This window comes from Mariniflexile jejuense, from assembly GCF_042675665.1.
Taxonomy (GTDB): domain Bacteria; phylum Bacteroidota; class Bacteroidia; order Flavobacteriales; family Flavobacteriaceae; genus Mariniflexile; species Mariniflexile jejuense.
Genome location: NZ_JBHTJI010000001.1, coordinates 3,564 through 26,010, shown reverse-complemented (window position 1 = coordinate 26,010; position 22,447 = coordinate 3,564). Strand labels below are relative to the sequence as shown.

Sequence of the window (22,447 nt, the reverse complement as noted above, 5' to 3'; positions counted from 1 at the left end):
TTAGTCTAATTTTGAAGCTTTTAATACAACTATGGATTTAGTAGATTTATTAGGCTTTTTTATTGCATTTTTAATTGGTATTGTTTTAGGTCTTGTTGGTGGCGGCGGCTCAATACTTACTGTGCCTTTACTTGTATATCTATTAGGATATAACCCAGTAGTGGCAACTGCTTATTCATTATTTGTTGTAGGTGCTTCATCAATGGTTGGTGTTATTCAAAAAAACAAAGAAAAATTAGTTGACTTTAAAACAGGATTTGCATTTTCATTTCCATCTTTTTTAGCAGTTTTTTTATCTAGAAGGTTTTTAGTACCTAATATTCCTGAAGTAATTTTTAGCACAAATAATTTTGTACTTACAAAAGGCATGGCAATTATGATGTTTTTTGCTATGGTTATGATTATGGCTTCAACTTCAATGATAAAAAACACAAAAAAAGATAATCAACCATTTATAAAACTACCATATTATAAAATATTTTTTCAAGGTTTAGCAATAGGATGCATAACTGGATTAATTGGTGCTGGTGGTGGGTTTTTATACGTACCTGCTTTGGTACTTTGGGCGGGTTTACCAATGAAGAAAGCTGTTGGTACTTCATTAGTAATTATTGCAATAAATTCCATTATTGGTTTTTCAGGCGACTTACATAACTTGGAAATAAATTGGGAATTTCTATTAATATTTACTTCATTAACCATTTTAGGTGTTTTATTGGGTGGGTATTTATCGAAATTTATTTCAAATAAAAAATTAAAGAAAAGCTTTGGATGGCTTGTAATGATTATGGCATTTTATATAATGATTAAAGAAATCTACTAAAAAGTTTAAATCAAAAATATTAAAATACACTATTATGAAAATAGAACAAATATATACAGGATGCTTAGCGCAAGGTGCTTATTACATTGAAAGCGATGGCGAAGTTGCTATTATTGATCCATTAAGAGAAGTTACACCTTACATAAAGAAAGCTAAATTAAATAATGCTAAAATAAAATACATTTTTGAAACACATTTTCATGCCGATTTTGTTAGTGGGCATGTTACCTTATCTAAACTCACTGGCGCTCCAATTATATACGGTCCAACTGCAAATCCGTCTTTTGAGGCAATTGTGGCAAAAGATAAACAAGAATTTAAGCTTGGTAGTTTAACATTTATTGTTCTTCACACGCCAGGACATACCATGGAAAGCACAACCTATTTATTGAAAGATGAAAACGGAAACGATTATGCTATTTTTAGTGGAGACACCTTGTTTTTAGGTGATGTAGGAAGACCAGATTTGGCGCAAAAAGTAGCAAACATGACACAAGAAGACCTTGCAGGTTTATTGTTTGACAGTTTACGTACCAAAATAATGCCATTAGCTAACCATGTTATTGTATATCCAGCACATGGTGCAGGTTCAGCTTGCGGAAAAAATTTAAGTAAAGAAACCGTTGGTACCATTGGCGAACAAAAGCAAACCAATTATGCTTTACGTGCAGATATGACAAAAGAAGAGTTCATAAAAGAAGTAACCGATGGTTTACTACCGCCACCACAATATTTTCCTTTAAATGTAAAAATGAATAAAGAAGGGTATGATGATATTGAACATGTTATAGAACGCGGAACTAAGCCACTTACTGCACAAGCTTTTGAAGCCATAGCAAATAAAACAGGTGCTATTGTATTAGATGTTAGAAACGAAAATGATTTTGTTCAAGGCCACATTCCTAGATCTATTTTTATAGGCATTGATGGCGGTTTTGCACCTTGGGTTGGTGCTTTAATAGCCGATGTAAAACAACCCATCCTTTTAGTAACGCCAGAAGGTCGGGAAGAAGAAACTATAATTCGCTTATCAAGAGTTGGTTTTGATAATACATTAGGATACTTAAATGGTGGTTTTGAGGCTTGGAAAAATGCTGGTTTTGAATATGATACTATTTCATCTATTTCCGCAGAAAAATTTAAAAATAAAATTAACCAAAGTGCCTCTTCAGTTTTTGATGTTAGAAAAGAAGGTGAATACCAATCAGAACATGTAATAAATGCTCATAACACTCCTTTAGATTATTTAAATGAGTACCTATCAGAATTTCCAAAAGATGAAACCTTCTTTATACATTGTGCTGGCGGCTATCGTTCTGTTATTGCTGCTTCCATTTTAAAAAGTCGTGGTATTCATAACTTAATTGACGTTGCCGGTGGTTTTAAAGCTATAAAAGAAGCTGGAATACCTGTAACTAATTATGTATGTCCTTCTAAATTATAAGAATTATATCTGTTATAAATTTTTATTTTGAAAACTAAAATATTTAAAAGACAATGAGCAAATTTGATGAAATAATAAATCAAGATAAACCTGTTTTAATTGATTTTTTTGCTGAATGGTGCGGTCCATGTAAAATGATGTCTCCAATATTAAAAGATTTAAAAGATAGTTTAGGAGATGCAGTTTCTATAATAAAAATAGATGTTGATAAAAACCAAGCACTAGCAAGTAAATACCAGGTAAGAGGCGTGCCTACACTAATGGTTTTTAAAAATGGCAAACAACTTTGGAGACAATCGGGTGTTATTCAAAAAAATGAATTAATGACGTTAGTACAAAAATTTAGCTATTAATTAATTTAAAATTTAATCAATAATTATAGTTACTGTAACAAATGTTACATTTAAAATGAGTTTTAAATTATACGTTTGTAACAATTAAGATTTAAGTTAAAATACCCATTTAACTGTAATTAATAGCAATTAAAAAGACTGCCTTTTCTGGCAGTCTTTTTTTGTAATAAAAGTTGCTTATGGTTTAAAAAGTGTGTAGTATTTTTGAAGAACAAAAAAAACTATCTATGGAAGACATGCTCTTTTATGATAGAATGCAATTTGCATTTACTATCACATTTCACTACTTATTTCCGCAACTAACCATGGGACTTTCATTAATGATTGTCTATTTTAAGTGGAAATTCCTCAAAACAAAAATTGATCAATACAACGATGCAGCAAAATTCTGGATGAAGATTTTTGCGCTTAATTTTGCAATGGGTGTTGTTACAGGCATTCCTATGGAGTTTCAATTTGGAACTAATTGGGCTAAATTTTCAGAGCTTACTGGTGGCATTATTGGGCAAACATTGGCTATGGAAGGTATGTTTTCATTCTTTTTAGAATCGTCTTTTTTAGGACTTTTTCTCTTTGGTGAAAAACTACTTGGGCATAAACTTCATTTTATAACTGGCTTTTTAGTCTTTTTAGGGTCGTGGGCAAGTGGTTTTTTAATTATTGCTACACACTCTTGGATGCAACATCCTGTAGGTTTTGAAATTTTAGAAAATGGCAAATTTGTTTTAAACAATTTTGGTGCATTATTTACCAATGTTTGGCTATGGCCTTCATATTTACACAATCAAGCTGCATCTTTGGTTACAGCTTCATTTGTTGTAGCTGCTGTAGGTGCTTTTTATGTGTTAAATAATAAACATCATGAATTTGGTAAATTATTTATAAAAACGGGTGTTATTTTTGGGTTAATTTCAAGTATCATTGTTGCCTTTCCAACAGGCGATTTAGTTGCAAAAAACGTTGTAAAGCATCAACCCGTAACCTTTGCAGCTATGGAAGGTATTTTTGAAACTGAAACTGGCGGATCGGAAATTGTTCTTATAGGACAACCCGATATGAAAGAAAAAAAGCTAGATAATAAAATTGCAGTTCCTAATATCTTAAGCTTTTTAACCTATCAAAAATGGGATGCCGAAATTAAAGGATTAAATGAATTTGACGAAACCTTACACCCTACTAATGTGCCTGGTTTATATTACGCATACCATATTATGGTTGGTTTAGGTACTATTTTTATTGGCTTAATGTTGTTGGCAGTAATTCAATTATTTAGAAAAAAACTTTATGAAACCAAATGGATATTGTGGTCTATCATGTTCATGCTACCATTTCCATATATTGCAAATACAACAGGTTGGTACACTGCAGAGTTAGGCAGACAACCTTGGTTGGTTTATAATTTACTAAAAACATCAGAAGGTGCATCACCAACTGTTTCGGCTGGAAACACCTTATTTACACTATTAGGTTTTATTGGTTTATATCTTTTATTAGGGCTTTTATTTTTAATGCTTGCTGGTAAAACCATCAACAAAGGACCTCAAACTTTAAAACACTAACTATGGAATTATTTTGGTATATTGTATTAATGACCATGTTAACTGTTTACGTTATTTTAGATGGTTATGATTTTGGTGCTGGTATTATTCATTTATTTTTTGCGAAAACCGAAAAAGACAAAAAAGCCATTACAAATGCTATTGGTCCGTTTTGGGATGCAAACGAAGTTTGGCTTATTGCGGCTGGTGGCGTGTTGTTTTTTGCATTTCCAACGTTATATGCATCTTCGTTTAGTGGGTTTTATTTGCCCTTAATTATGATTCTTTGGCTTCTTATTTTTAGAGCTATTGGTTTGGAATTACGCGGACAAATACATAACAAACTATGGGAAACCATTTGGGATAAAGCCTTCGGTTTAGCTAGTTTATTTTTAGCTTTATTTTTTGGAATAGCTTTAGGTAATGTAGTAAGAGGTGTAAATTTAGGCGTGGTAACAAATGGCGTTTCTGCTCACGAACCACATTATTTCTTTTTACCATTATGGAACCCAACATTTAGTCCACATGCCGAACATTTAGGTATTATTGATTGGTTTACAATACTTTTAGGCATTATTGGTGTTGTTGCTTTAACAATACATGGTGCAAATTGGATTATTTACAAAACCAATTCTAATTTAAATTCAAAACTTAAAAGCATCATCTTCAAACTTAATTTTGTATTACTTGGTTTAGTTATAATTTCTTTACTTGTTTGGCATATTATTGAACCTAAACCATTTCACAATTTTTTAAAAAATCCTTGGCTTTTCATATTCCCAATTATAACTTTTACAGGACTTTTTGGTTTATTCAAAATTAAAACCTTCACAAAAGATGGCTTAGGGTTTTTATTTTCATCATTATTCTTATTTGGTGGTATCACTTCAACTGTTGCTTCTATTTTTCCAAAACTTTTACCTTCAACAAATAGTGTAAATCCAGATTTAACCATTTACAATATGGCAGCTGACCAATATGGACTTTCCGTTGGAGTGTATTGGTTTGTAGTAGCCATTGTATTAGTAGTTATCTATTTCACAATACAATACAAAGTTTTTAAAGGAAAAATGGATGATGTAGGTTATGGCGATCATTAAAAACATGGCATTTTATATAATTCAACACAGCAAAAAACATTTCTTAGGAAATGTTTTTTGTTTGGTAACATAGGTTACTTTCCACCTCATAATCTCGGGTTACTTTTGCTTTATCAAATTATAAAGTGAAATGAAAAAACCTATTTTTATATCCATATTCTCAATTTTAATAAATGCATTGGTATTAAATGCTCAAGAATTTAGCCTAATATCTAAAGCAGAAGTTTTAGATATTGTTTCTAAAAATAATACATCTATTAAAATATCTGAAGCAGAATTTAACCAAGCCAAAGCAGATTATGCTCAAACTAATGCAGTGTTTTTACCAAATATTACTGCAAGCTATACCGCATTATCAACCACCAACCCATTAATGGCATTCGGTTCTAAACTTAACCAAGCTATATTAACCCAAGCCGATTTTAATCCAACGCTTTTAAACAATCCAAACCAAGTTAAAAACTTTGGAACAAAGCTAGAAATACAGCAACCATTACTAAATTTAGATGGTATTTACCAACGCAAAGCTGCCAAATCTAAAATGGAAGCGATGCATTTTAAAACAGAACGCACACAAGATTATTTAGCTTTTGAAGTTGATAACGCATACATGCAATTACAATTAGCTTATAAAACCGTAGTAGTACTTGAAAAAGCTTTGGAAGCTGCAAATGCTACTAAAAAACTGGCCGATAACAGTTTTAAACAAGGGTATTTACAACGTGCCGATGTTTTAAATGTTGAAGTACGGGTTACCGAGGTTAAAAACCAACTACAAACAGCAAAAAGTAATGTTCAAAATGCATCAAATTACTTATCATTTTTAATGAATGATACTTCTTATACAACCTACAAACCATCCGATTCGTTAACTATTTTAAAAACCAATTTAGAAAACAAAAACATTTCTAAAAATCGACCAGATATTAAGGCAATGGAATTTGCTACAAATGCTTATGAGGCTATGAATAAAGCAGATAAAATGGCTTTTTTACCTCGTTTAAACGCATTTGGAAGTTACGAATTATACGATAATGAAATTTTTCAGGCAGATGCTAACGGTTATCTTATTGGTGCACAATTAAGTTGGGATATTTTTCAAGGTTCAAAACGTTTTGGAAAAACACAAAAAAGCAAATCTGAATTAGAAAAATCAAAACTAGAATACGAACAATATATAAATCAAACAACATTAGAACTTAACAAAGCAAAACGAGTTTTTTTAGATGCTGAAAACAAATTAGAACTAACACGTTTAGCCTTAGAACAATCTGAAGAATCATTAAGGATTAGAACAAATCGGTTTAAAGAAGGTTTAGAAAAAACATCCGATTTATTACAAGCCGAAACACAATTCGCCCAAAAACAATTAGAATACTATCAAACTGTTTTTGAGTACAATTATGCGCAAGCTTACTTACAATTTTTAACTAAAGAATAACCGCTAAACTGCGCTCGAAGAAACAGAATATTGTCTGGTATAACGCAGTCGAGACCTAAATAAACACAAGTAAAATGAAGAAAAAAATATATACCATCGTAGCATTTACAGCAGTTTTAGCATTAGCTAGTTGCGGTAATAAAAACAAAGAAGTTAGTGTAGATAATTCACCTGCTATTGCTGTAAAAGTGAGTCAAGTTCATTCCAATGGAACACGTCCTTTTTTAAGTGTAAGTGGAAAAATTCAAGCTACAAATAGTGCCGATTTAAGTACCCGAATGATGGGATACATTAACAAAATACATGTAAAAGTTGGCGACAAAGTTAGCAAAGGCCAATTATTAATTTCAATTAATAATACCGATTTACAAGCAAAACGTGCTCAATTAAATGCAGGAATTACCGAAGCTACCGCGGCCTACAATAATGCGCAAAAAGATTATAACCGTTATAAAAATTTATTTGCAGGAAATAGTGCTTCTCAAAAAGAAATGGATGATATGACTGCTAATTTTGAAATGGCAAAAGCACGATTAGAATCGGCAAACCAAATGAAAAACGAAGTAAATGCACAATTTGCATATACTAATATAACCGCACCTTTTAACGGCACAATCACTGGTAAAACCGTTGAAGTTGGTGATATGGCAAACCCAGGAATACCTTTAATAAGTATGGAAACACCGGGTAGTTTTGAGGTAATGGCTATGGTACCTGAAACTGAAATTTCTGAAATTAAAAATGGTACTAATGTAGATGTTTTAGTAAAATCTATAAACCAAACCATTAAAGGAAAAGTAACCGAAGTTAGCACATCAGCTAAAAATACAGGCGGCCAATATTTAGTGAAAATTGCTTTAGAAAAAACGGATGCAAACATCCTTTCTGGCATGTTTACAACAATCCAATTTCCTGTGGAACGAAAAGCAAAATCGGAGTTGGTTTTAATTCCTAATGAAGCCATTATAACTAATGGTCAACTAACTGGTATTTATACCGTTAGCCAAAGAAATACTGCTATACTACGTTGGTTGCGTTTGGGTAGAACTTTTGGAAACAACGTAGAAGTATTATCTGGTTTAAATGCAGATGAAGCCTACATAATTTCAGCTGAAGGTAAACTTTACAATGGCGCAAAAGTCAGTATTCAGTAAGTAGTAGCAATCATGAGTTTCCTGCAAGGTTTCAAAAATTTTGTGGGTATAAAAAATAAAAAGTATTAACTAAAAAATTCCCATAATCGTTTTTTCCCCTTTGGGGAAATTAAAAGGGGCTTTTATTATGAAAGAAGGAATCGCAGGAAAAATTGCAAAAATATTTATACAATCGAAACTTACAGTCCTGTTAATGATTGTGTTTATGGTTGTTGGCGTGTATAGTTCGTTTTTAATTCCGCGTGAGGAAGAACCACAAATTGATGTGCCAATGGCCGATATTTTTGTGGGCTACCCAGGAGCAAGTCCTACGGAAGTTGAATCTAGGGTAATTAAACCTTTGGAGCAATTAATTTCGAATATTAAAGGCGTGGAATATGTGTATTCTACAGCCATGAAAGAACAAGGTATGGTGATTGTGCAGTTTTATGTGGGCGAAGATATTGAGCGTTCATTTGTAAAGCTTTACAATGAAATCAATAAACATATGGACGAAATGCCACAAGGTGTTACGTTTCCGTTAGTAAAAACGCGCGCTATTGATGATGTGCCTATGTTGGGTTTAACCTTATGGAGTAAAAACTACAGCGATTACCAATTAAGCCAAATGGCACAAGAAATGGAAGCGGAAATTAAAAAGGTAAACGATGTAGCGATTACGCACAAAATTGGTGGTAGAAACCGTCAATTACGTGTAGTTTTAGATAAAGATAAATTGGCTGCTAGTGGTTTAGATTTTTTAACCGTTTCTGAAATGATTAAAGCCAATAATACACAATTAAGTTCTGGTAGCTTTGATAAAAGTGATACTGAATTTCTTGTTAATACTGGAAAATTTTTAGCATCGGCAACTGATGTTGAAAATTTAGTAGTTGGGGTGCAACAAAACCAACCTATTTATTTAAAGCAAGTTGCAACCATTATTGATGGTCCAGAAGTACCACAAAATTATGTGAGTTTAGGCTTTGGAAAAGGAAGCGAAAAAGCATCAAATTATAAATCTGAATATCCTGCGGTAACCATTTCGGTAGCAAAACGCAAAGGTGCTGATGCGATGAAAATTTCAGAAGTAATTATTGATAAAGTTGAACATTTACGCAAAAATTTAATTCCAGATGATGTTCATGTTGAAATTACTAGAAACTATGGCGAAACCGCTTCGCACAAAGTATCTGAACTTTTATGGCATCTTATAGGTTCTATTTTTGCCGTAACACTTGTGGTAATGTTAGCCATGGGTTGGCGTGGTGGTTTAGTGGTGTTTTTATCGGTTCCAATTACGTTTGCTTTAACCTTATTAAGCTATTACATGCTTGATTATACACTAAACCGAATTACCTTATTTGCTTTGGTATTTGTTACAGGTATTGTTGTAGACGACTCGATTATTATTGCCGAAAACATGCACAGGCATTTTAAAATGAAACGTTTGCCATTTAAACAAGCCGCATTATATGCTATTAACGAAGTTGGAAACCCTACTATTTTAGCAACCTTTACCGTTATTGCATCAGTATTACCAATGGCGTTTGTATCTGGTTTGATGGGTCCATACATGGCGCCAATGCCAATTGGTGCATCTATTGCCATGATTCTTTCTTTGTTTGTAGCCTTAACTATTACACCTTATTTGGGATATATTTTTTTAAGAGAAAAAGATAAAAAAGGTGCAGCTGAAAAAGAAGAAAAACCTATTGAAGACACTTACATTTATAAAGTTTACAATAAATTTGAAACACCTTTATTAGAAAACAAAACCAGACGTTGGTTGTTTTTAGGTGGTACATTTGTTCTTTTATTAGGTACAATAGTGCTGTTTTTTACAAAATCGGTTGCTGTAAAAATGTTGCCTTTTGATAATAAAAACGAGTTTCAAGTTGTTATTAATATGCCTGAAGGTACAACGCTAGAAAGAACAGCTGTTATTACTCAAGAAATTTCTCAATATTTAGCATCACGCCCTGAAGTTGTAAATTATCAAAATTATATTGGTACATCGGCTCCAATTACTTTTAATGGTTTGGTACGTCATTACGATTTGCGTGGTGGTAGTAATATGGCAGATATCCAAGTAAATTTATTAGATAAAGAAAAACGCTCTGCACAAAGTCACGATATAGCAAAATTACTGCGTCCAGACATTCAAAAAATTGCTGCAAAATACAATGCGAATGTAAAATTGGTTGAAGTACCACCAGGACCACCAGTATTATCTACAATTGTTGCTGAAGTTTACGGACCTGATTATGAAGAGCAAATAAAAATTGCAAACAACGTTCAAAACATTCTTAAAAACACTAATGATGTGGTTGACATCGATTGGATGGTTGAAAGCGACCAAACTGAATTCCAATTCGATATTAACAAAGAAAAAGCAATGTTATACGGTGTTGCGCCTCAACAAATTGCATATACCATGAATATGGCATTGTCCAAAAAAGCCATTACCAATTTGTATGATGAAGATGCTGTAAACCAAATTGGCTTAGTATTAGCTTTAGATGAAAGGGAAAAATCGACTATTACTGATATTTCTCAACTTAAATTAAAATCGAAACAAGGCAACATGATACCTATTGCAGATTTAGTTGATATTAAAGAAGTTACAAGCGCAAAAAGTATTTATCATAAAAACCAAAAACGAGTTGTGTATGTTATGGCAGATATGGCTGGCGATTTAGAAAGTCCTGCATATGCTATTCTTGGTATGGAAGAAAAACTAAAAGAAATTCCATTACCAACAGGTTACAAAATTAATGAAATGTATTTAGGTCAACCCGATTTTGAAGATGATTACACAGTAAAATGGGATGGCGAATGGCAAATTACTTTAGAAGTATTTAGAGATTTAGGTATCGCCTTTTTAGGCGCTATTATATTGATTTACATATTAATAGTAGGCTGGTTTCAAAACTTTAAAGCACCAATTGTTATGATGGTGGCTATTCCGCTATCTCTAATAGGTATTATTTTAGGACATTGGATGATGGGTGCGTTTTTTACAGCAACTTCATTTATTGGTATGATTGCTTTGGCTGGCATTATGGTTAGAAACTCTGTATTATTAATCGACTTTATAAACTTAAGAACAGCCGAAGGCATTCCATTAAAACAAGCATGTATTGAAGCTGGAGCTGTAAGAACAACACCTATTTTATTAACCGCTGGAACAGTTGTAATTGGAGCGTTCGTTATATTATTTGATCCAATTTTTCAAGGGTTAGCTATTTCATTAATGGGCGGAACTATTGTTTCTACAGTACTTACACTATTGGTAGTGCCGTTGGTGTATTACATGATTGAAAAAAAGAATTATAAATAACATGTTTAGTTGAGCAATGTCGGGAAAAACAGTATTTGATTTCGACTACCATCAAATCCATAAAAAATACACATATGAAATTAGTAATCGTAACAGCAGTAAAGCAGTTTCAAAAAGATGTTTTGCAACTCTTCAAAAAAGCACATATTGAAAACTTTAGCAGTACAGAAATTGATGGCTACAAAAATGGTTCATCGTTATTTATGGCTTCAAATTGGTTTTCAGTAGAAAAAAGTGGTAACGAATCTAGTATGTTTTTTTCTTTTACAGAAGATGAAAATATTGATGCGCTATTCACCTTAATTAAAGAATTTAATACAAATTTGGAAACGAACAATCCAATAAAAGCGATTGTTGTTCCTATTGAAAAATCAATTTAAAACTTAAATAAAATGAAAAATAGAATTGTAAGAGGTATAGCTGGTACTTTTATTATAATTAGCTTACTATTAGCTATCTACATAAATATTAATTGGTTATGGTTTACAGCATTTGTTGGTGCAAACTTACTACAATCATCATTAACAAAATGGTGTTTAATGGATACTATATTAGAAAAATTAGGGGTTAAAGACTAAAATAAAAACTATTATTTAAATTTTGAAATCCCTTCTTTTAACCAACTTTGATAAACCTTTACGTCGGGTGTATAAGCTACTGGAGCTACAAGGTTCTTTTCATTGTGATCCATTAATACATAAAATGGTTGTGAATTAGCACTATACCTTACAGCTTGCATATCAGCCCATTTGTCTCCATAATCCTTCCAATATTTTCCGGGTCTTAAGGAATATTCCCTTATTTCGCTTTTAGGCAACGGTTTTGGGTCATCGACATAAAGAGATATTAAAACGACTTCATTTTTTAAAATATTTAAAATTTCAGGTTTTATCCATACATTGTTTTCCATTTTACGACAATTAACACAGGTATATCCCGTAAAATCAATCATCACTGGTTTTCCTACTTTTTTGGCATATTCCAAACCTGTATCATAGTCATGAAAAGCCATTATATCATGTGGTGCCATTAAATGCGCTCCTTCAGGTAAATCTGTATATCCATTTACCGATGCAGAACTATTTTCTAATTTTGTAAATCCTACACCATATGGTGATTCACTATAATCTGGTGGTGGCGGAAAAGCACTAATCAAATTCAATGGCGCACCCCAAAGTCCAGGAATCATGTAAATAGTAAAGGCTAATGTTAATAAACCTAAACTTAACCGTCCTACAGAAATATGAGTTAATGGTGAATCGTGTGGTAACTGTATTTTTCCAAAAAGGTAAAATGTCAATGCTCCAAAAATTGCTACCCAAATAGCTATAAACAATTCACGTTCAAACAAATGTAGTTGTAATACATAATCTGCATTGGATAAAAATTTGAAGGCTAATGCAAGTTCCAAAAATCCTAAAACTACTTTTACAGTATTTAACCATCCTCCGGATTTTGGTAATGAATTTAACCACCCTGGGAAGGCTGCAAACAATGCGAATGGTAGAGCTATTGCCAGCGAAAAACCTAACATTCCTATAACTGGCGCAATACCTCCTTTTGATGCCGCTTCTACCAATAAAGTACCTACAATAGGTCCTGTACATGAAAAGGATACGATTGCCAATGCCAATGCCATAAAGAAAATACCAATAAGTCCTCCTCTATCTACCTGTGAATCTACTTTATTTGCCCATGAGTTTGGTAACATAATTTCGAATGCACCTAAAAAAGACACAGCAAAAACGATCAATAATAGAAAGAAAACAATGTTAAACCATGGATTTGATGCTAATGCATTCAAAGAATCAGCTCCAAACAAAGCTGTAACGGCTGTTCCTAAAAGAACGTAAATAATAATTATAAAAATGCCATAAATAATTGCATTTTTTATTCCTGCTACTTTTGTTTTACTCTGTTTAGTAAAAAAGCTAACCGTCATTGGGATCATAGGAAATACACATGGTGTTAATAGTGCTGCAAAACCTGATAAAAAAGCAATGAAAAATATACCCAAAAGTCCTTTTTTAGATTCTTTAGATGAATCTGACATTAAAGTTGTATTTAATGCAACATTTGCTACTACTGCTTTTGAACTTTCAGAAAAATTAAATACCAGTTCCTCTTCAGTAGGTGGTGAACATTGTGTGTCGTTACAAATCATATACTCAACAAAAGCATTGATTGTTGTTACACCTCTTTTTACTTCTACTTTTTGTTTAAACGTTGCTGTTTTTTCGAAGTATTTAATTTCCATGTTGAAAACAGGATCGTTTACGGTTTTTCCTTGTTCTTCCTCAGTATTTCCTATAATTGTAAAGTTACCTTCACTATCGTCATAAATAAATGATGTTGGTATTGGCCCATCTGCTGCCATAGATTGTGCATATAAATGAAACCCTGAAGGAATTTCTGCTTTTGATATTAAATAATATTCAGTTTCAGATATTTTTTCTACTGAAGTTGTCCATTTTACAGGATCTACCATTTGTGACATACTTTGAAAAATGCCAAAAAACAAGCAAAAAAGAACTACTAAAATTTTTCTCATAGTGATTGGTTCGAATTACTTAGCGACTTTAAAAACCAAGTCTACTTCAGTTGGTGGTAAACATTGTGTATCATTACACACCATAAATTCTACGGTTGCTTTTACTTCAAATGGTATTTTTCCTTTTAATTTAATACGCTGCTTAAAATCGGCTTTGTGTGCAAAATACTTAATTTTCATTTCAAAAACAGGATCATCTATCGTTTTTCCCTCGCCCTCAGTTGTATTTCCTTTTTTTAGGTAGTTTGCATTACCTTGAAAAACAAATTTGGTTGGAATTGGTCCATCTTGCGGAACCGATTGAGAATATAAATGCCATTCGCCTTCTATACTTGCTGTTGCTACTAATTGGTATTCGGAATCTGAAATTTTAACGGCTTTAGTAGTCCATTTAACTGGATTATGAATTTGAGCCATTGCTGTTAGGTTTAAACTTAAAAAAAGTAATACTAGTAGTTTTTTCATTATCAATATACCAATCTAAAAAATATTTATCAAAACTAAAACTTTGATCTCTATAAAAGTTTTAGTTTAAGATATTTTTAATAAAAGTTAATTTTTATGATTATTTTTTACATGGAGTTTATAATTTATAGAAATGAATATAATCTATTAAAATAAATAAACAATATTTTAACTCGTAAAAATAACTTTAAATTAGTGTGTAGGATTTATAACTAAAAAATAAATTGTAATTGTTTTCTGTTTTATCATCTTACATGAACAAAAAAAAACTCAAAAACATAATTTTGTATTTAAATTTCTAAGTTTTTTTATTATTAGGAATAATCATAAATTTTATATTCGAGGAAAGGCGAAAAATCTGAACTATATATTGTTTACTGTTTCTTATCATTCAATATTTGTTGCCATCCAAAATAAGCTTCATTTACAATATCATTATCCCTATTTGGAATATATTTTTTAATCATTTGTGAAGGTAATTTTGGAAGTGTTTCAAGGTTTTTCCAATGTTTAACACCTAACCCTGAAATTAAAGCTGCACCCCAAGCCGAAACATCTGTAATGCCCATATTTATTATTGGCGTTTTTAATAAATTGGCAATAAATTGCATTAAAAACCCATTAGCGGTAATGCCTCCGTTTACTTTTAATTCTTTTAAAGACGAATTGGTTTCTTTTTCAATAGAATATATTACATCTTTTATTTGAAAAGCAATAGCTTCTAAAGCAGCTCGAACAAAGTGTTCTTTAGTAGTTCCGAATGTTATTCCATGTATAGATGCTTTCCAGTCTTTTTGCCAATAGGGCGCGCCCATACCACTAAATGCAGGAATTAAATAAACACCTTCATTTGTTTTTAATGATGTAGCCATAGGTTCAATATTACTATAAGAATCAAAAACCATTAATTGATTTTTTAACCATTCAATAGTAGAACCGCAACTTACTATTATACCTTCTAAAGCATAATTTACCTGTCCGTTTACGCTCCACCCAATTGTTGTGAGCATTCCATTATTTGATTGTTTTGATATGCTTTCGGTATTATAAAGAATGGAGGAACCCGTGCCTAAGGTTGCTTTTGCCATACCATTGAAAAAACATTCTTCACCAAAAAAAGCTGCTTGCGAATCGCCAATCATTCCAGTTATTGGAATTGGCGTTATAAAAACATCATCAAAAGTTGAATTACCAAAATAATCAGATGAAAACGTGACTTCTGGTAAATTTAAGTTTTGTATTTTAAATACTTTTAAAAGTGATGCATCCCATTCCAAATTATAGATGTTATAAAACAGAGTTCTTGATGCATTAGTATGATCTGTTTTATAGCTTTTACCATTGGTAAGCTTGTACAGTAACCAAGTATCAACAGTTCCAAAAAAAGCATTTCCTGAATCAATAGCTTTTTTTACTTTATCATTATTTTCATACAACCAAGTAACTTTAGTTGCAGAAAAATAGGGATCGATGGTTAAGCCAGTACTTTTATTTATATCAGATTCTAAATGGTTTTCTTTTAGCCGCTCGCAAACTTCTACGGAACGTTTACATTGCCAAACTATAGCGTTATAAAGCGAATTTCCATCTTTATCCCATAAAATAAAGGTTTCTCGTTGGTTTGAGATGCCGCAAGATATAATATTTACTTCTTCACCTGGAAATTCGGCATTAAATTTTGTAATACAACTTTTTACAGCATCGATAACCGATTGATATATTTCTTGTGGATTTTGTTCTACAAAACTAGCTTCAGGGTAATATGATTTTAATGGTGCGGTTGCTTTAATAACTAGCTTTCCAAATTCATCAAAAATAATAGCTTTTGTTCCACTTGTTCCTTGATCTATAGATAAAATATAGGATTTTGACATGCTTATAATTAATTTTTAAATCTACAAAATAATTCACTTTTCTTTCAGTTTGGTATCCTAGAATTTAAATATCTAACAGTTTTTTGCTAATTTCATATAAACCGTCTTTTGAAATACTATAATGGTTAAAAATTTCTACTTGAGAACCTGTTATTGTATATTCGTCTGGAATTCCAACTATTTTGAATTTATTTCTGAAACCTTTTTGAAATAAATAAGATGCACAGGCTTCGCCTAAACCGCCATTTATCATATGCTCTTCAACAGTTAAAATTGGTCTACCATTTGATGCTAATTCTTCTAATAATTTTATATCTAAAGGTTTAATGGTATGCATACTAACCACGGTTGTTTTGATGCCATGTTCATCTTCCAATTTTTTAGCTGCTAACCATGCTGGATAAACGGTTTCACCTGTTGCTATTATAGCCATATCACTACCTTCTCTAACAACACGTCCTTTACCAAATTCAAATGTTTTGTTTTCTTCATTTAAAAAAGGCATGGCTTTTTTGCCATATCGCATGTAAATAGGTTTATTGGTTTTAGCTGCTAAACGTACTGCTTGTTCTGTTTCAAAATTATCGGCAGGTGCTACAATAATTAGGTTGTTTATAGCACGAAGTACGGCATAATCATGTAAACTGTGGTGTGTTGTGCCTAAAGCACCATAGCTAACGCCCGCACTAATACCAACTAAGGTTACAGGATTATCAGAATAGCAAACATCATTTTTAATTTGTTCCAAAGCACGAGCACTTAAAAAACAAGCTGGAGATACGGCAAATGTTTTTTTTCCTGCGGAAGCTAAACCTGCAGCAACACCTACTAAATTTTGTTCGGCAATACCAACTTCAACTATTTGATTTGGATATTTTTGTCCAAAAGGCACTAATTTTCCTGAACCACGCGAATCGCTGGTTACGGCTATAATATTTCTATCGGTTTCAGCCAGTGCTTCCATAATTTCAGCAAACACTTCTTGGTTGGCTTTACCCATTTTTAAATCTTTCTCTTCTATTTTATCTAACTCCATAATCTTTAAATTAATGCTTGTGCTTCTGTTAATTCTGAAAGCGCTAATTCATACTGTTCGGGTGTTGGCACACCATGATGCCATTTCGTATTGCCTTCCATGTAACTTACACCTTTACCTTTAATAGTGTGCGCTATGATGAAGTTTGGTTTACCTTTTTCTAAAGGACCATTGTTTAAAGCTTCTTCTAATGCTTCAAGATTATGACCGTCAACTTCTTTTACTGCCCAACCAAATGCTTTCAGTTTTTCAGCAACCGAAGCTGTATTCATAACATCACTATTATTTCCTGTAATTTGTTGTTTGTTATAATCTAAAATGGCATATAAATTATCGAGTTTGTAATGTGCTGCAGAAAGAAAAGCTTCCCAGTTTGAACCTTCTGGTAATTCGCCATCGCCAATTAAAGTATATACACGATGGGTTTTGTTGTCTAATTTTGCAGCAATAGCTTCACCTACGCAAATTGGCAGTCCGTGACCAAGCGCACCTGTATTTTGCTCTACACCATTTACTTTTTTTGTAGGATGGCCAATGTAGTGTGATTGATATTTGCAAAGTGTTTCTAAATCGGATTCTGGAAAGAAACCACGATCTGCTAATGTTACAAAAAGTGCTTCTACACAATGCCCTTTACTTTGAATATATCTATCTCTATCTGGATTTTTAAAATTATTTGGGTCAACATTTAATACACGATTGTAAAGTACATTCAATGTATCTACACACGACAAACTACCTCCTGTATGACCTGCTTTTGCTTTGTAGATGTATTTGAGAAGATTTTTTCTCAAGAATACAGATTTCAATTTCAATTCTTTATTCGTCATTTTTCCTTCTTTTCTGTATTTTTTGAAATTATCCTTTATGGTTATAAATATCCCAACCCATGTAATTTCCTAAAGCTTCTTCAAGAATAGCTCCTGTTTTAGAAGCGTTCATTACGACATGATGTTCAAAACCATTTCTACAAACGTGGTTCATTAAGCCTTGTAAGTTTCCTATTTTGGCTACAGCTCTATTTCCAAACGTTTTTAATGGATCGTCTGTTAATTCGCCTTCACCTATATAGGCTTTTATGATGCCTTTTGGATCGTCTGTACTTATTCTTCCATAGGTTAATGGCATTGCTGGAGTTCTACCATCTAAAGCACCATAAGTATTTTCAACACCAACACTGGTGCCTAATATAGGAGCATTGCTTATTTCTACATCTGGTAAAAATGACTTTGCCCAGTTTCCACAATGGAATAATACGCATTTTTCTGGATCGTTTGCGTAGTTATTATTCCAATCTACTAAAGCACTTGGTGAACCTGAAGCTAATTGCATGGCATACATACTTAAAGTTCCAGTAACATCAACTTCACAAGCTGAAGGCAACATATTTTCTGACATGATACTCATACTTGTACAAACATTACAGCCAAAATTTTGCTGTAAAGATGTCCAGCATTGAATTGCTGTAGCATCTAATTGGTATTCATCAACATAATCGTTTAATACCACATCTAATTTTGCTATTTGTATCATGGCATCATTAGGTGTTTTTCCTTTTGAAGCGTAGGCATTTATTTTTTCTAAATGTTGTTTAACTGAAGCATCATCTTTAGTTAGTTTGTTTGCTTTTCCAAGAATTTCAGATAAATCGGCAGTAACAACAGTTATACCATTTCTTTGTAATATTTTTTCTGAATAGCGAACGGTATTGAATGCTCCAGGTCTTGCGCCAATGGCTCCAATTCTAATATTTTTTAAACCTTTTACCACACGACAAACTGCTAAGAAATCTTTTAAATCTTTTTGAAAAATTGGATCTGATGGATGCGAAACATGTTGACTTGTTAATGTATATTTTATACCGTATTGATATAAGTTATTACAAACCGAAATTTTACCACACCAAGAATCTCTGCGGTTTACAACATTCATTTTAGATAATTCATCTGGATAAGCTTGTATTAAAACTGGCACATTTAGGTTAGCCAACTTTAAAGTATCTGCAACACCTCTTTCATCACCAAAATTTGGTAAAAGCACTAAAATTCCAGCTAATTCTTCAGAATGTTTTTTAAAAAGTTCGGCACACTTTTGAGAATCTTTATACGTTTCTACCCCACCAAGTTTTGTATCTGTAGTTTCTAATAAAATTGGTTTTAATTTTAATTTAGAAAACACTTCTATTATTTCTGTTCTTGCTTTTTCAACTAAACTATCTGGAAAAAAATCTCTATTTCCTATTATTATTCCTATGCTTAATGCTTGTTTTGACATTTTTTTATTTGTTGTGATTTTAATTCATCATTTTAAGGTACTAATTTGGTGATTTTTAAAATAAAATAGTGTTATTTTTAAACGGTGGTCAATTTTATAAAAAAAAACACTAAATAAAGCTAGCAAAATTTTAACATAATAAATTTTGTTTACTTTATAAATTTAATGGCGTTTTAGTAAAAAATAGTTAATATATATTTTTTTTAACTCTCGAAACGATTGAAACAAATAACATAGCATATTATAGCTTTATTGTTACTTAATCAATTATTAATTATGGGAAATTTTTAATAATTACAAATGAAAATTAGCCTAGTAAAGAAGCATGACACATTAAAAAAGTTTCTTTGGCATTACATTAAACCCTTTAATGTTTTAAGTTAATTTTTAAAACTATTCTTTATTTCGAATTATCAATATTTCATCATTTGAAAATTCCATCCATGCGAGGTCATATAAATAATAATAGGTTTTGCCTTTGCTATTAATATGTAAGTGTGTATGGTATTTAAAAGTAAATCTCTTTTTAACAAGCGTCATTCTATCTATGGTTGTATGTCCTTTTCTTTTACCTAAAATTTCCAAAAGAATACTTCTGTTTCTATGTAAAATGTTATCAAGATCTTTAACAACCTTATCGGTAACTTTTCTTAAATTAACATGGTAATAATTTTTACATTTTACAGAACAAAACATTTTATCATTTCTTCCTACTAAAAGTTTACTACATATTTTACATTTCTTTTGATTCATTGTTTTATAAAATATTAATTTAACATTGTGTTTTTTAATTTTATACACTTAATCGTTTTTAACGGTTAAAATACTACTATTTATAACAAATCACTTTAACTTGTAGTATTTTTAATTATTTTTAAGTAGGGCAAATTAATTTAAAAAAACAAAACTATGCAACCTGTTATATATCAGCCATTTAAAGAAGCTAAGCGTATAAAGGTTTTTATACCTTACGCCATGATTAATGTTAGGGAAGCGATAAAAAAAATGGACAGTAGTTTCTGGCATCCACACCAAAAACTGTGGTCGGTAATTAATACAACCCAAAATTTTGAGCAATTAAAAAGCATATGTGGAGAATGCTGTAAAATTGAAAAGGATGTTCGTTTTACCCCCGTTCCTAGTGTTTTATTAACTGAAAATGCTTTGGATGCTCTTTATGAACTTGAGAAAGCATTGGTTTTAAAGCAATATAGCCAATCGAGTATTCAAGTTTATAAAAAAATGTTTAGTGTATTTTTGGGGAAATTTATGCATCGTAACCTAAAAGAGGTTACAAAAGAAGACATTGAAGGTTTTGTTTATGAACTTATAAAAAAGAGTAAGATTAGTGAAAGTTATCAAAATCAATTAATTAATGCCATTAAGGCTTATTATGAACATGCACTTAAACTACCTAGGGAATATTATGAAATTCAACGACCTAAAAAAGCAGTATCTATACCTAATGTTTTAAGCAAAATTGAGGTGTTGAATATTATCCAATCACCTCAAAACATAAAACACAAAGCAATTTTGCATACTATTTATGGTAGTGGATTACGCATATCGGAACTTTTGAATTTAAGAATTGCAGATGTACACTCTAAAGACGGCTATTTATTTATAAAGGACAGTAAAGGCAAAAAAGACCGAAAGACTATTTTGCCTGAACAGTTATTAGTATTATTAAGAGATTACTATAAAGCTTATAAACCGTCGTACTGGTTATTTGAAGGGCAAACGGGTTGTAAATACAGTACAGCCAGTATTAGATCTATATTTAGAAAAGCCGTGAACGACACGAATTCAAACCCTTGGGCAACGGTACATACTTTGCGACATTCGTTTGCAACACATTGTATTGAAAACAACATAAATGTTCGGCACTTACAGAATATGTTGGGTCATAGCTCGCCAAAAACAACTGAGATATATACTAAGACTATTGAAATTAACAATAAAACTATTACAAGTCCATTGGATACATTGTTAAAAAGTAATATATTGCACACATAAACGATATAACTACAATAATTCGTATTACCTGTGGTTATACAATTGTTACCTTGCATTAAAAACACGCACTCAAACGCAAGTTTTGCGGAAAAAATATTGAGATTTAAAGCAAATTTTTACGGAATTTAAAAACAGAAAAAAAACAAGATTGCGGAATTTTAGCCCGTTTGTGGAATAAACAAAAACAGAAAAACCATGTTTGCGGAAAATCCAATCGCAGCGGAAAAATGAGCAAGTTTGCGGAATTGTTAAACGCAGAAAATCAATTAAAAAAAGAAAAAAAAGAAAGAAAAAACGCTATATTTAACGGACAATAAAAACGCAAGGTAACAATGTATAAAAATAATGCTTAGTTTTATACTTAATCAAAACTTAGTGCTTTTTTTGTTAGCTTCTGATTTTCCTGCGGAAAATCCTCGCACACAAAAACGCACTATTCTTATACGCAACGTTGTAATGCATTTAAACAAAACTGATTGGGAAAGAAAAAGTACTCTTTAAAACAGAAAATTATTTATTCGACTTTTATTGCAGGAATTATGGCAAGTGGATTTTTATTTGATAGTGTAAAAGAGAAAAATAAATCGGAAAAAATTAATAGCGGAAATTTTAAAGTTTATGGAATTGTAGAAAAACTAAAACCTTATTCGGCAAGTGGTAAAGGCATCAGAGATAGAAAAGATGTAGTCTACTTGTATTATGAAAAAAATGATACTGTTTTCCATTTAATTAAAGATATTCCTGATAAACAAATAAACAATCTCGGAATTGAAATAAACGACTGTTATTTAATCCGAATTGCTGAATCTGATAAAGATGTTTTTGAAATAGATTTCGCAAAAAAAGTTGACACAATAATTGATAAAAATGATTTTGAACACCAGATTTATCAAACGGACATTCATAAAAATATAATAGAATAAAAAACGCATTACAACAAAGTGTAAAAATAATTGCTTGGTTCTAGCCTACTCGGAAAATCCTGCGGATTTTCCTCTGGTTCGTTCCATTTTTGCTAAGTTAGTTGCTTAATCACGCAACTATCCTTACACGAAC

19 protein-coding genes are annotated in these 22,447 nt (G+C 31.6%); 12 read left to right on the top strand and 7 right to left on the bottom strand.

Features of this window, described 5'->3' with window-relative positions:
* The first annotated feature begins 31 nt into the window (after positions 1-31).
* The 10 genes from ACFQ1R_RS00115 (at position 32) to ACFQ1R_RS00070 (ending at position 11,753) form a co-directional block, all read left to right on the top strand.
* The gene (locus ACFQ1R_RS00115; protein ID WP_379924038.1) at positions 32-823 is read left to right on the top strand and encodes a sulfite exporter TauE/SafE family protein; all 792 of its coding nucleotides are present in this window, start codon (positions 32-34) and stop codon (positions 821-823) included.
* A gap of 34 nt (positions 824-857) precedes the next feature.
* Complete coding sequence (locus ACFQ1R_RS00110) at positions 858-2,267, top strand: MBL fold metallo-hydrolase (protein WP_379924037.1); 1,410 nt, start codon at positions 858-860, stop codon at positions 2,265-2,267.
* Between the two features lie 53 nt (positions 2,268-2,320).
* Positions 2,321-2,620 (top strand): thioredoxin, encoded by a 300-nt coding sequence (gene trxA, locus ACFQ1R_RS00105; protein ID WP_379924036.1) that lies wholly within the window; start codon positions 2,321-2,323, stop codon positions 2,618-2,620.
* Positions 2,621-2,847: 227 nt separating this feature from the next.
* Positions 2,848-4,179, top strand: coding sequence for a cytochrome ubiquinol oxidase subunit I (locus ACFQ1R_RS00100; RefSeq protein WP_379926286.1), 1,332 nt, complete (start codon positions 2,848-2,850; stop codon positions 4,177-4,179).
* A gap of 2 nt (positions 4,180-4,181) precedes the next feature.
* Positions 4,182-5,258 carry a cytochrome d ubiquinol oxidase subunit II gene (gene cydB / locus ACFQ1R_RS00095; RefSeq protein WP_379924035.1) on the top strand — a complete coding sequence of 359 codons (1,077 nt, stop codon included), beginning with the start codon at positions 4,182-4,184 and terminating at the stop codon, positions 5,256-5,258.
* A 130-nt stretch (positions 5,259-5,388) separates the two neighbouring features.
* Positions 5,389-6,699, top strand: coding sequence for a TolC family protein (locus ACFQ1R_RS00090; protein WP_379924034.1), 1,311 nt, complete (start codon positions 5,389-5,391; stop codon positions 6,697-6,699).
* Between the two features lie 74 nt (positions 6,700-6,773).
* On the top strand, positions 6,774-7,853 hold the full coding sequence (locus ACFQ1R_RS00085) for an efflux RND transporter periplasmic adaptor subunit (protein WP_379924033.1): 1,080 nt from the start codon (positions 6,774-6,776) through the stop codon (positions 7,851-7,853).
* A gap of 127 nt (positions 7,854-7,980) precedes the next feature.
* The gene (locus ACFQ1R_RS00080; protein WP_379924031.1) at positions 7,981-11,175 is read left to right on the top strand and encodes an efflux RND transporter permease subunit; all 3,195 of its coding nucleotides are present in this window, start codon (positions 7,981-7,983) and stop codon (positions 11,173-11,175) included.
* Between the two features lie 74 nt (positions 11,176-11,249).
* Positions 11,250-11,555, top strand: coding sequence for a hypothetical protein (locus ACFQ1R_RS00075; protein WP_379924030.1), 306 nt, complete (start codon positions 11,250-11,252; stop codon positions 11,553-11,555).
* A gap of 12 nt (positions 11,556-11,567) precedes the next feature.
* A complete protein-coding gene (locus ACFQ1R_RS00070; RefSeq protein ID WP_379924029.1) occupies positions 11,568-11,753 on the top strand; it encodes a YgaP family membrane protein in 186 nt (61 codons plus the stop codon).
* Between the two features lie 11 nt (positions 11,754-11,764).
* On the opposite strand, the gene ACFQ1R_RS00065 is transcribed toward ACFQ1R_RS00070, so the two are convergent.
* From ACFQ1R_RS00065 to ACFQ1R_RS00035, 7 genes are all read right to left on the bottom strand, one after another.
* Entirely contained in the window at positions 11,765-13,726 is a 1,962-nt protein-coding gene (locus ACFQ1R_RS00065; protein WP_379924028.1) for a protein-disulfide reductase DsbD family protein, read from the bottom strand.
* Between the two features lie 15 nt (positions 13,727-13,741).
* Entirely contained in the window at positions 13,742-14,191 is a 450-nt protein-coding gene (locus ACFQ1R_RS00060) for a protein-disulfide reductase DsbD domain-containing protein (protein WP_379924027.1), read from the bottom strand.
* A gap of 374 nt (positions 14,192-14,565) precedes the next feature.
* A complete protein-coding gene (locus ACFQ1R_RS00055; RefSeq protein ID WP_379924026.1) occupies positions 14,566-16,065 on the bottom strand; it encodes an FGGY family carbohydrate kinase in 1,500 nt (499 codons plus the stop codon).
* 64 nt (positions 16,066-16,129) lie between these two features.
* Entirely contained in the window at positions 16,130-17,101 is a 972-nt protein-coding gene (locus ACFQ1R_RS00050) for a transketolase family protein (RefSeq protein ID WP_379924025.1), read from the bottom strand.
* Positions 17,102-17,106: 5 nt separating this feature from the next.
* Complete coding sequence (locus ACFQ1R_RS00045; protein ID WP_379924024.1) at positions 17,107-17,931, bottom strand: transketolase; 825 nt, start codon at positions 17,929-17,931, stop codon at positions 17,107-17,109.
* Between the two features lie 28 nt (positions 17,932-17,959).
* Positions 17,960-19,375 carry an L-fucose/L-arabinose isomerase family protein gene (locus ACFQ1R_RS00040; protein WP_379924023.1) on the bottom strand — a complete coding sequence of 472 codons (1,416 nt, stop codon included), beginning with the start codon at positions 19,373-19,375 and terminating at the stop codon, positions 17,960-17,962.
* 393 nt (positions 19,376-19,768) lie between these two features.
* On the bottom strand, positions 19,769-20,128 hold the full coding sequence (locus ACFQ1R_RS00035; protein ID WP_379924022.1) for a hypothetical protein: 360 nt from the start codon (positions 20,126-20,128) through the stop codon (positions 19,769-19,771).
* A 156-nt stretch (positions 20,129-20,284) separates the two neighbouring features.
* Between ACFQ1R_RS00035 and ACFQ1R_RS00030 the strand changes: the two genes are divergently transcribed.
* A complete protein-coding gene (locus tag ACFQ1R_RS00030; protein ID WP_379924021.1) occupies positions 20,285-21,391 on the top strand; it encodes a tyrosine-type recombinase/integrase in 1,107 nt (368 codons plus the stop codon).
* A 476-nt stretch (positions 21,392-21,867) separates the two neighbouring features.
* A complete protein-coding gene (locus ACFQ1R_RS00025) occupies positions 21,868-22,314 on the top strand; it encodes a hypothetical protein (RefSeq protein WP_379924020.1) in 447 nt (148 codons plus the stop codon).
* Positions 22,315-22,447 lie beyond the last annotated feature (133 nt).

Excerpts from the sequence above, each read along its gene's own strand:
- ACFQ1R_RS00090 (WP_379924034.1), top strand. The coding sequence starts at position 5,389 with ATGAAAAAACCTATTTTTATATCCATATTCTCAATTTTAATAAATGCA.
- ACFQ1R_RS00060 (WP_379924027.1), bottom strand. The coding sequence starts at position 14,191 with ATGAAAAAACTACTAGTATTACTTTTTTTAAGTTTAAACCTAACAGCA.
- ACFQ1R_RS00045 (WP_379924024.1), bottom strand. The coding sequence starts at position 17,931 with ATGACGAATAAAGAATTGAAATTGAAATCTGTATTCTTGAGAAAAAAT.
- ACFQ1R_RS00040 (WP_379924023.1), bottom strand. The coding sequence starts at position 19,375 with ATGTCAAAACAAGCATTAAGCATAGGAATAATAATAGGAAATAGAGAT.
- ACFQ1R_RS00035 (WP_379924022.1), bottom strand. The coding sequence starts at position 20,128 with ATGAATCAAAAGAAATGTAAAATATGTAGTAAACTTTTAGTAGGAAGA.
- ACFQ1R_RS00110 (WP_379924037.1), top strand. The coding sequence starts at position 858 with ATGAAAATAGAACAAATATATACAGGATGCTTAGCGCAAGGTGCTTAT.
- ACFQ1R_RS00050 (WP_379924025.1), bottom strand. The coding sequence starts at position 17,101 with ATGGAGTTAGATAAAATAGAAGAGAAAGATTTAAAAATGGGTAAAGCC.
- ACFQ1R_RS00075 (WP_379924030.1), top strand. The coding sequence starts at position 11,250 with ATGAAATTAGTAATCGTAACAGCAGTAAAGCAGTTTCAAAAAGATGTT.
- ACFQ1R_RS00100 (WP_379926286.1), top strand. The coding sequence starts at position 2,848 with ATGGAAGACATGCTCTTTTATGATAGAATGCAATTTGCATTTACTATC.
- ACFQ1R_RS00055 (WP_379924026.1), bottom strand. The coding sequence starts at position 16,065 with ATGTCAAAATCCTATATTTTATCTATAGATCAAGGAACAAGTGGAACA.
- ACFQ1R_RS00085 (WP_379924033.1), top strand. The coding sequence starts at position 6,774 with ATGAAGAAAAAAATATATACCATCGTAGCATTTACAGCAGTTTTAGCA.
- ACFQ1R_RS00065 (WP_379924028.1), bottom strand. The coding sequence starts at position 13,726 with ATGAGAAAAATTTTAGTAGTTCTTTTTTGCTTGTTTTTTGGCATTTTT.
- ACFQ1R_RS00070 (WP_379924029.1), top strand. The coding sequence starts at position 11,568 with ATGAAAAATAGAATTGTAAGAGGTATAGCTGGTACTTTTATTATAATT.
- ACFQ1R_RS00030 (WP_379924021.1), top strand. The coding sequence starts at position 20,285 with ATGCAACCTGTTATATATCAGCCATTTAAAGAAGCTAAGCGTATAAAG.
- ACFQ1R_RS00080 (WP_379924031.1), top strand. The coding sequence starts at position 7,981 with ATGAAAGAAGGAATCGCAGGAAAAATTGCAAAAATATTTATACAATCG.
- cydB (WP_379924035.1), top strand. The coding sequence starts at position 4,182 with ATGGAATTATTTTGGTATATTGTATTAATGACCATGTTAACTGTTTAC.
- trxA (WP_379924036.1), top strand. The coding sequence starts at position 2,321 with ATGAGCAAATTTGATGAAATAATAAATCAAGATAAACCTGTTTTAATT.
- ACFQ1R_RS00115 (WP_379924038.1), top strand. The coding sequence starts at position 32 with ATGGATTTAGTAGATTTATTAGGCTTTTTTATTGCATTTTTAATTGGT.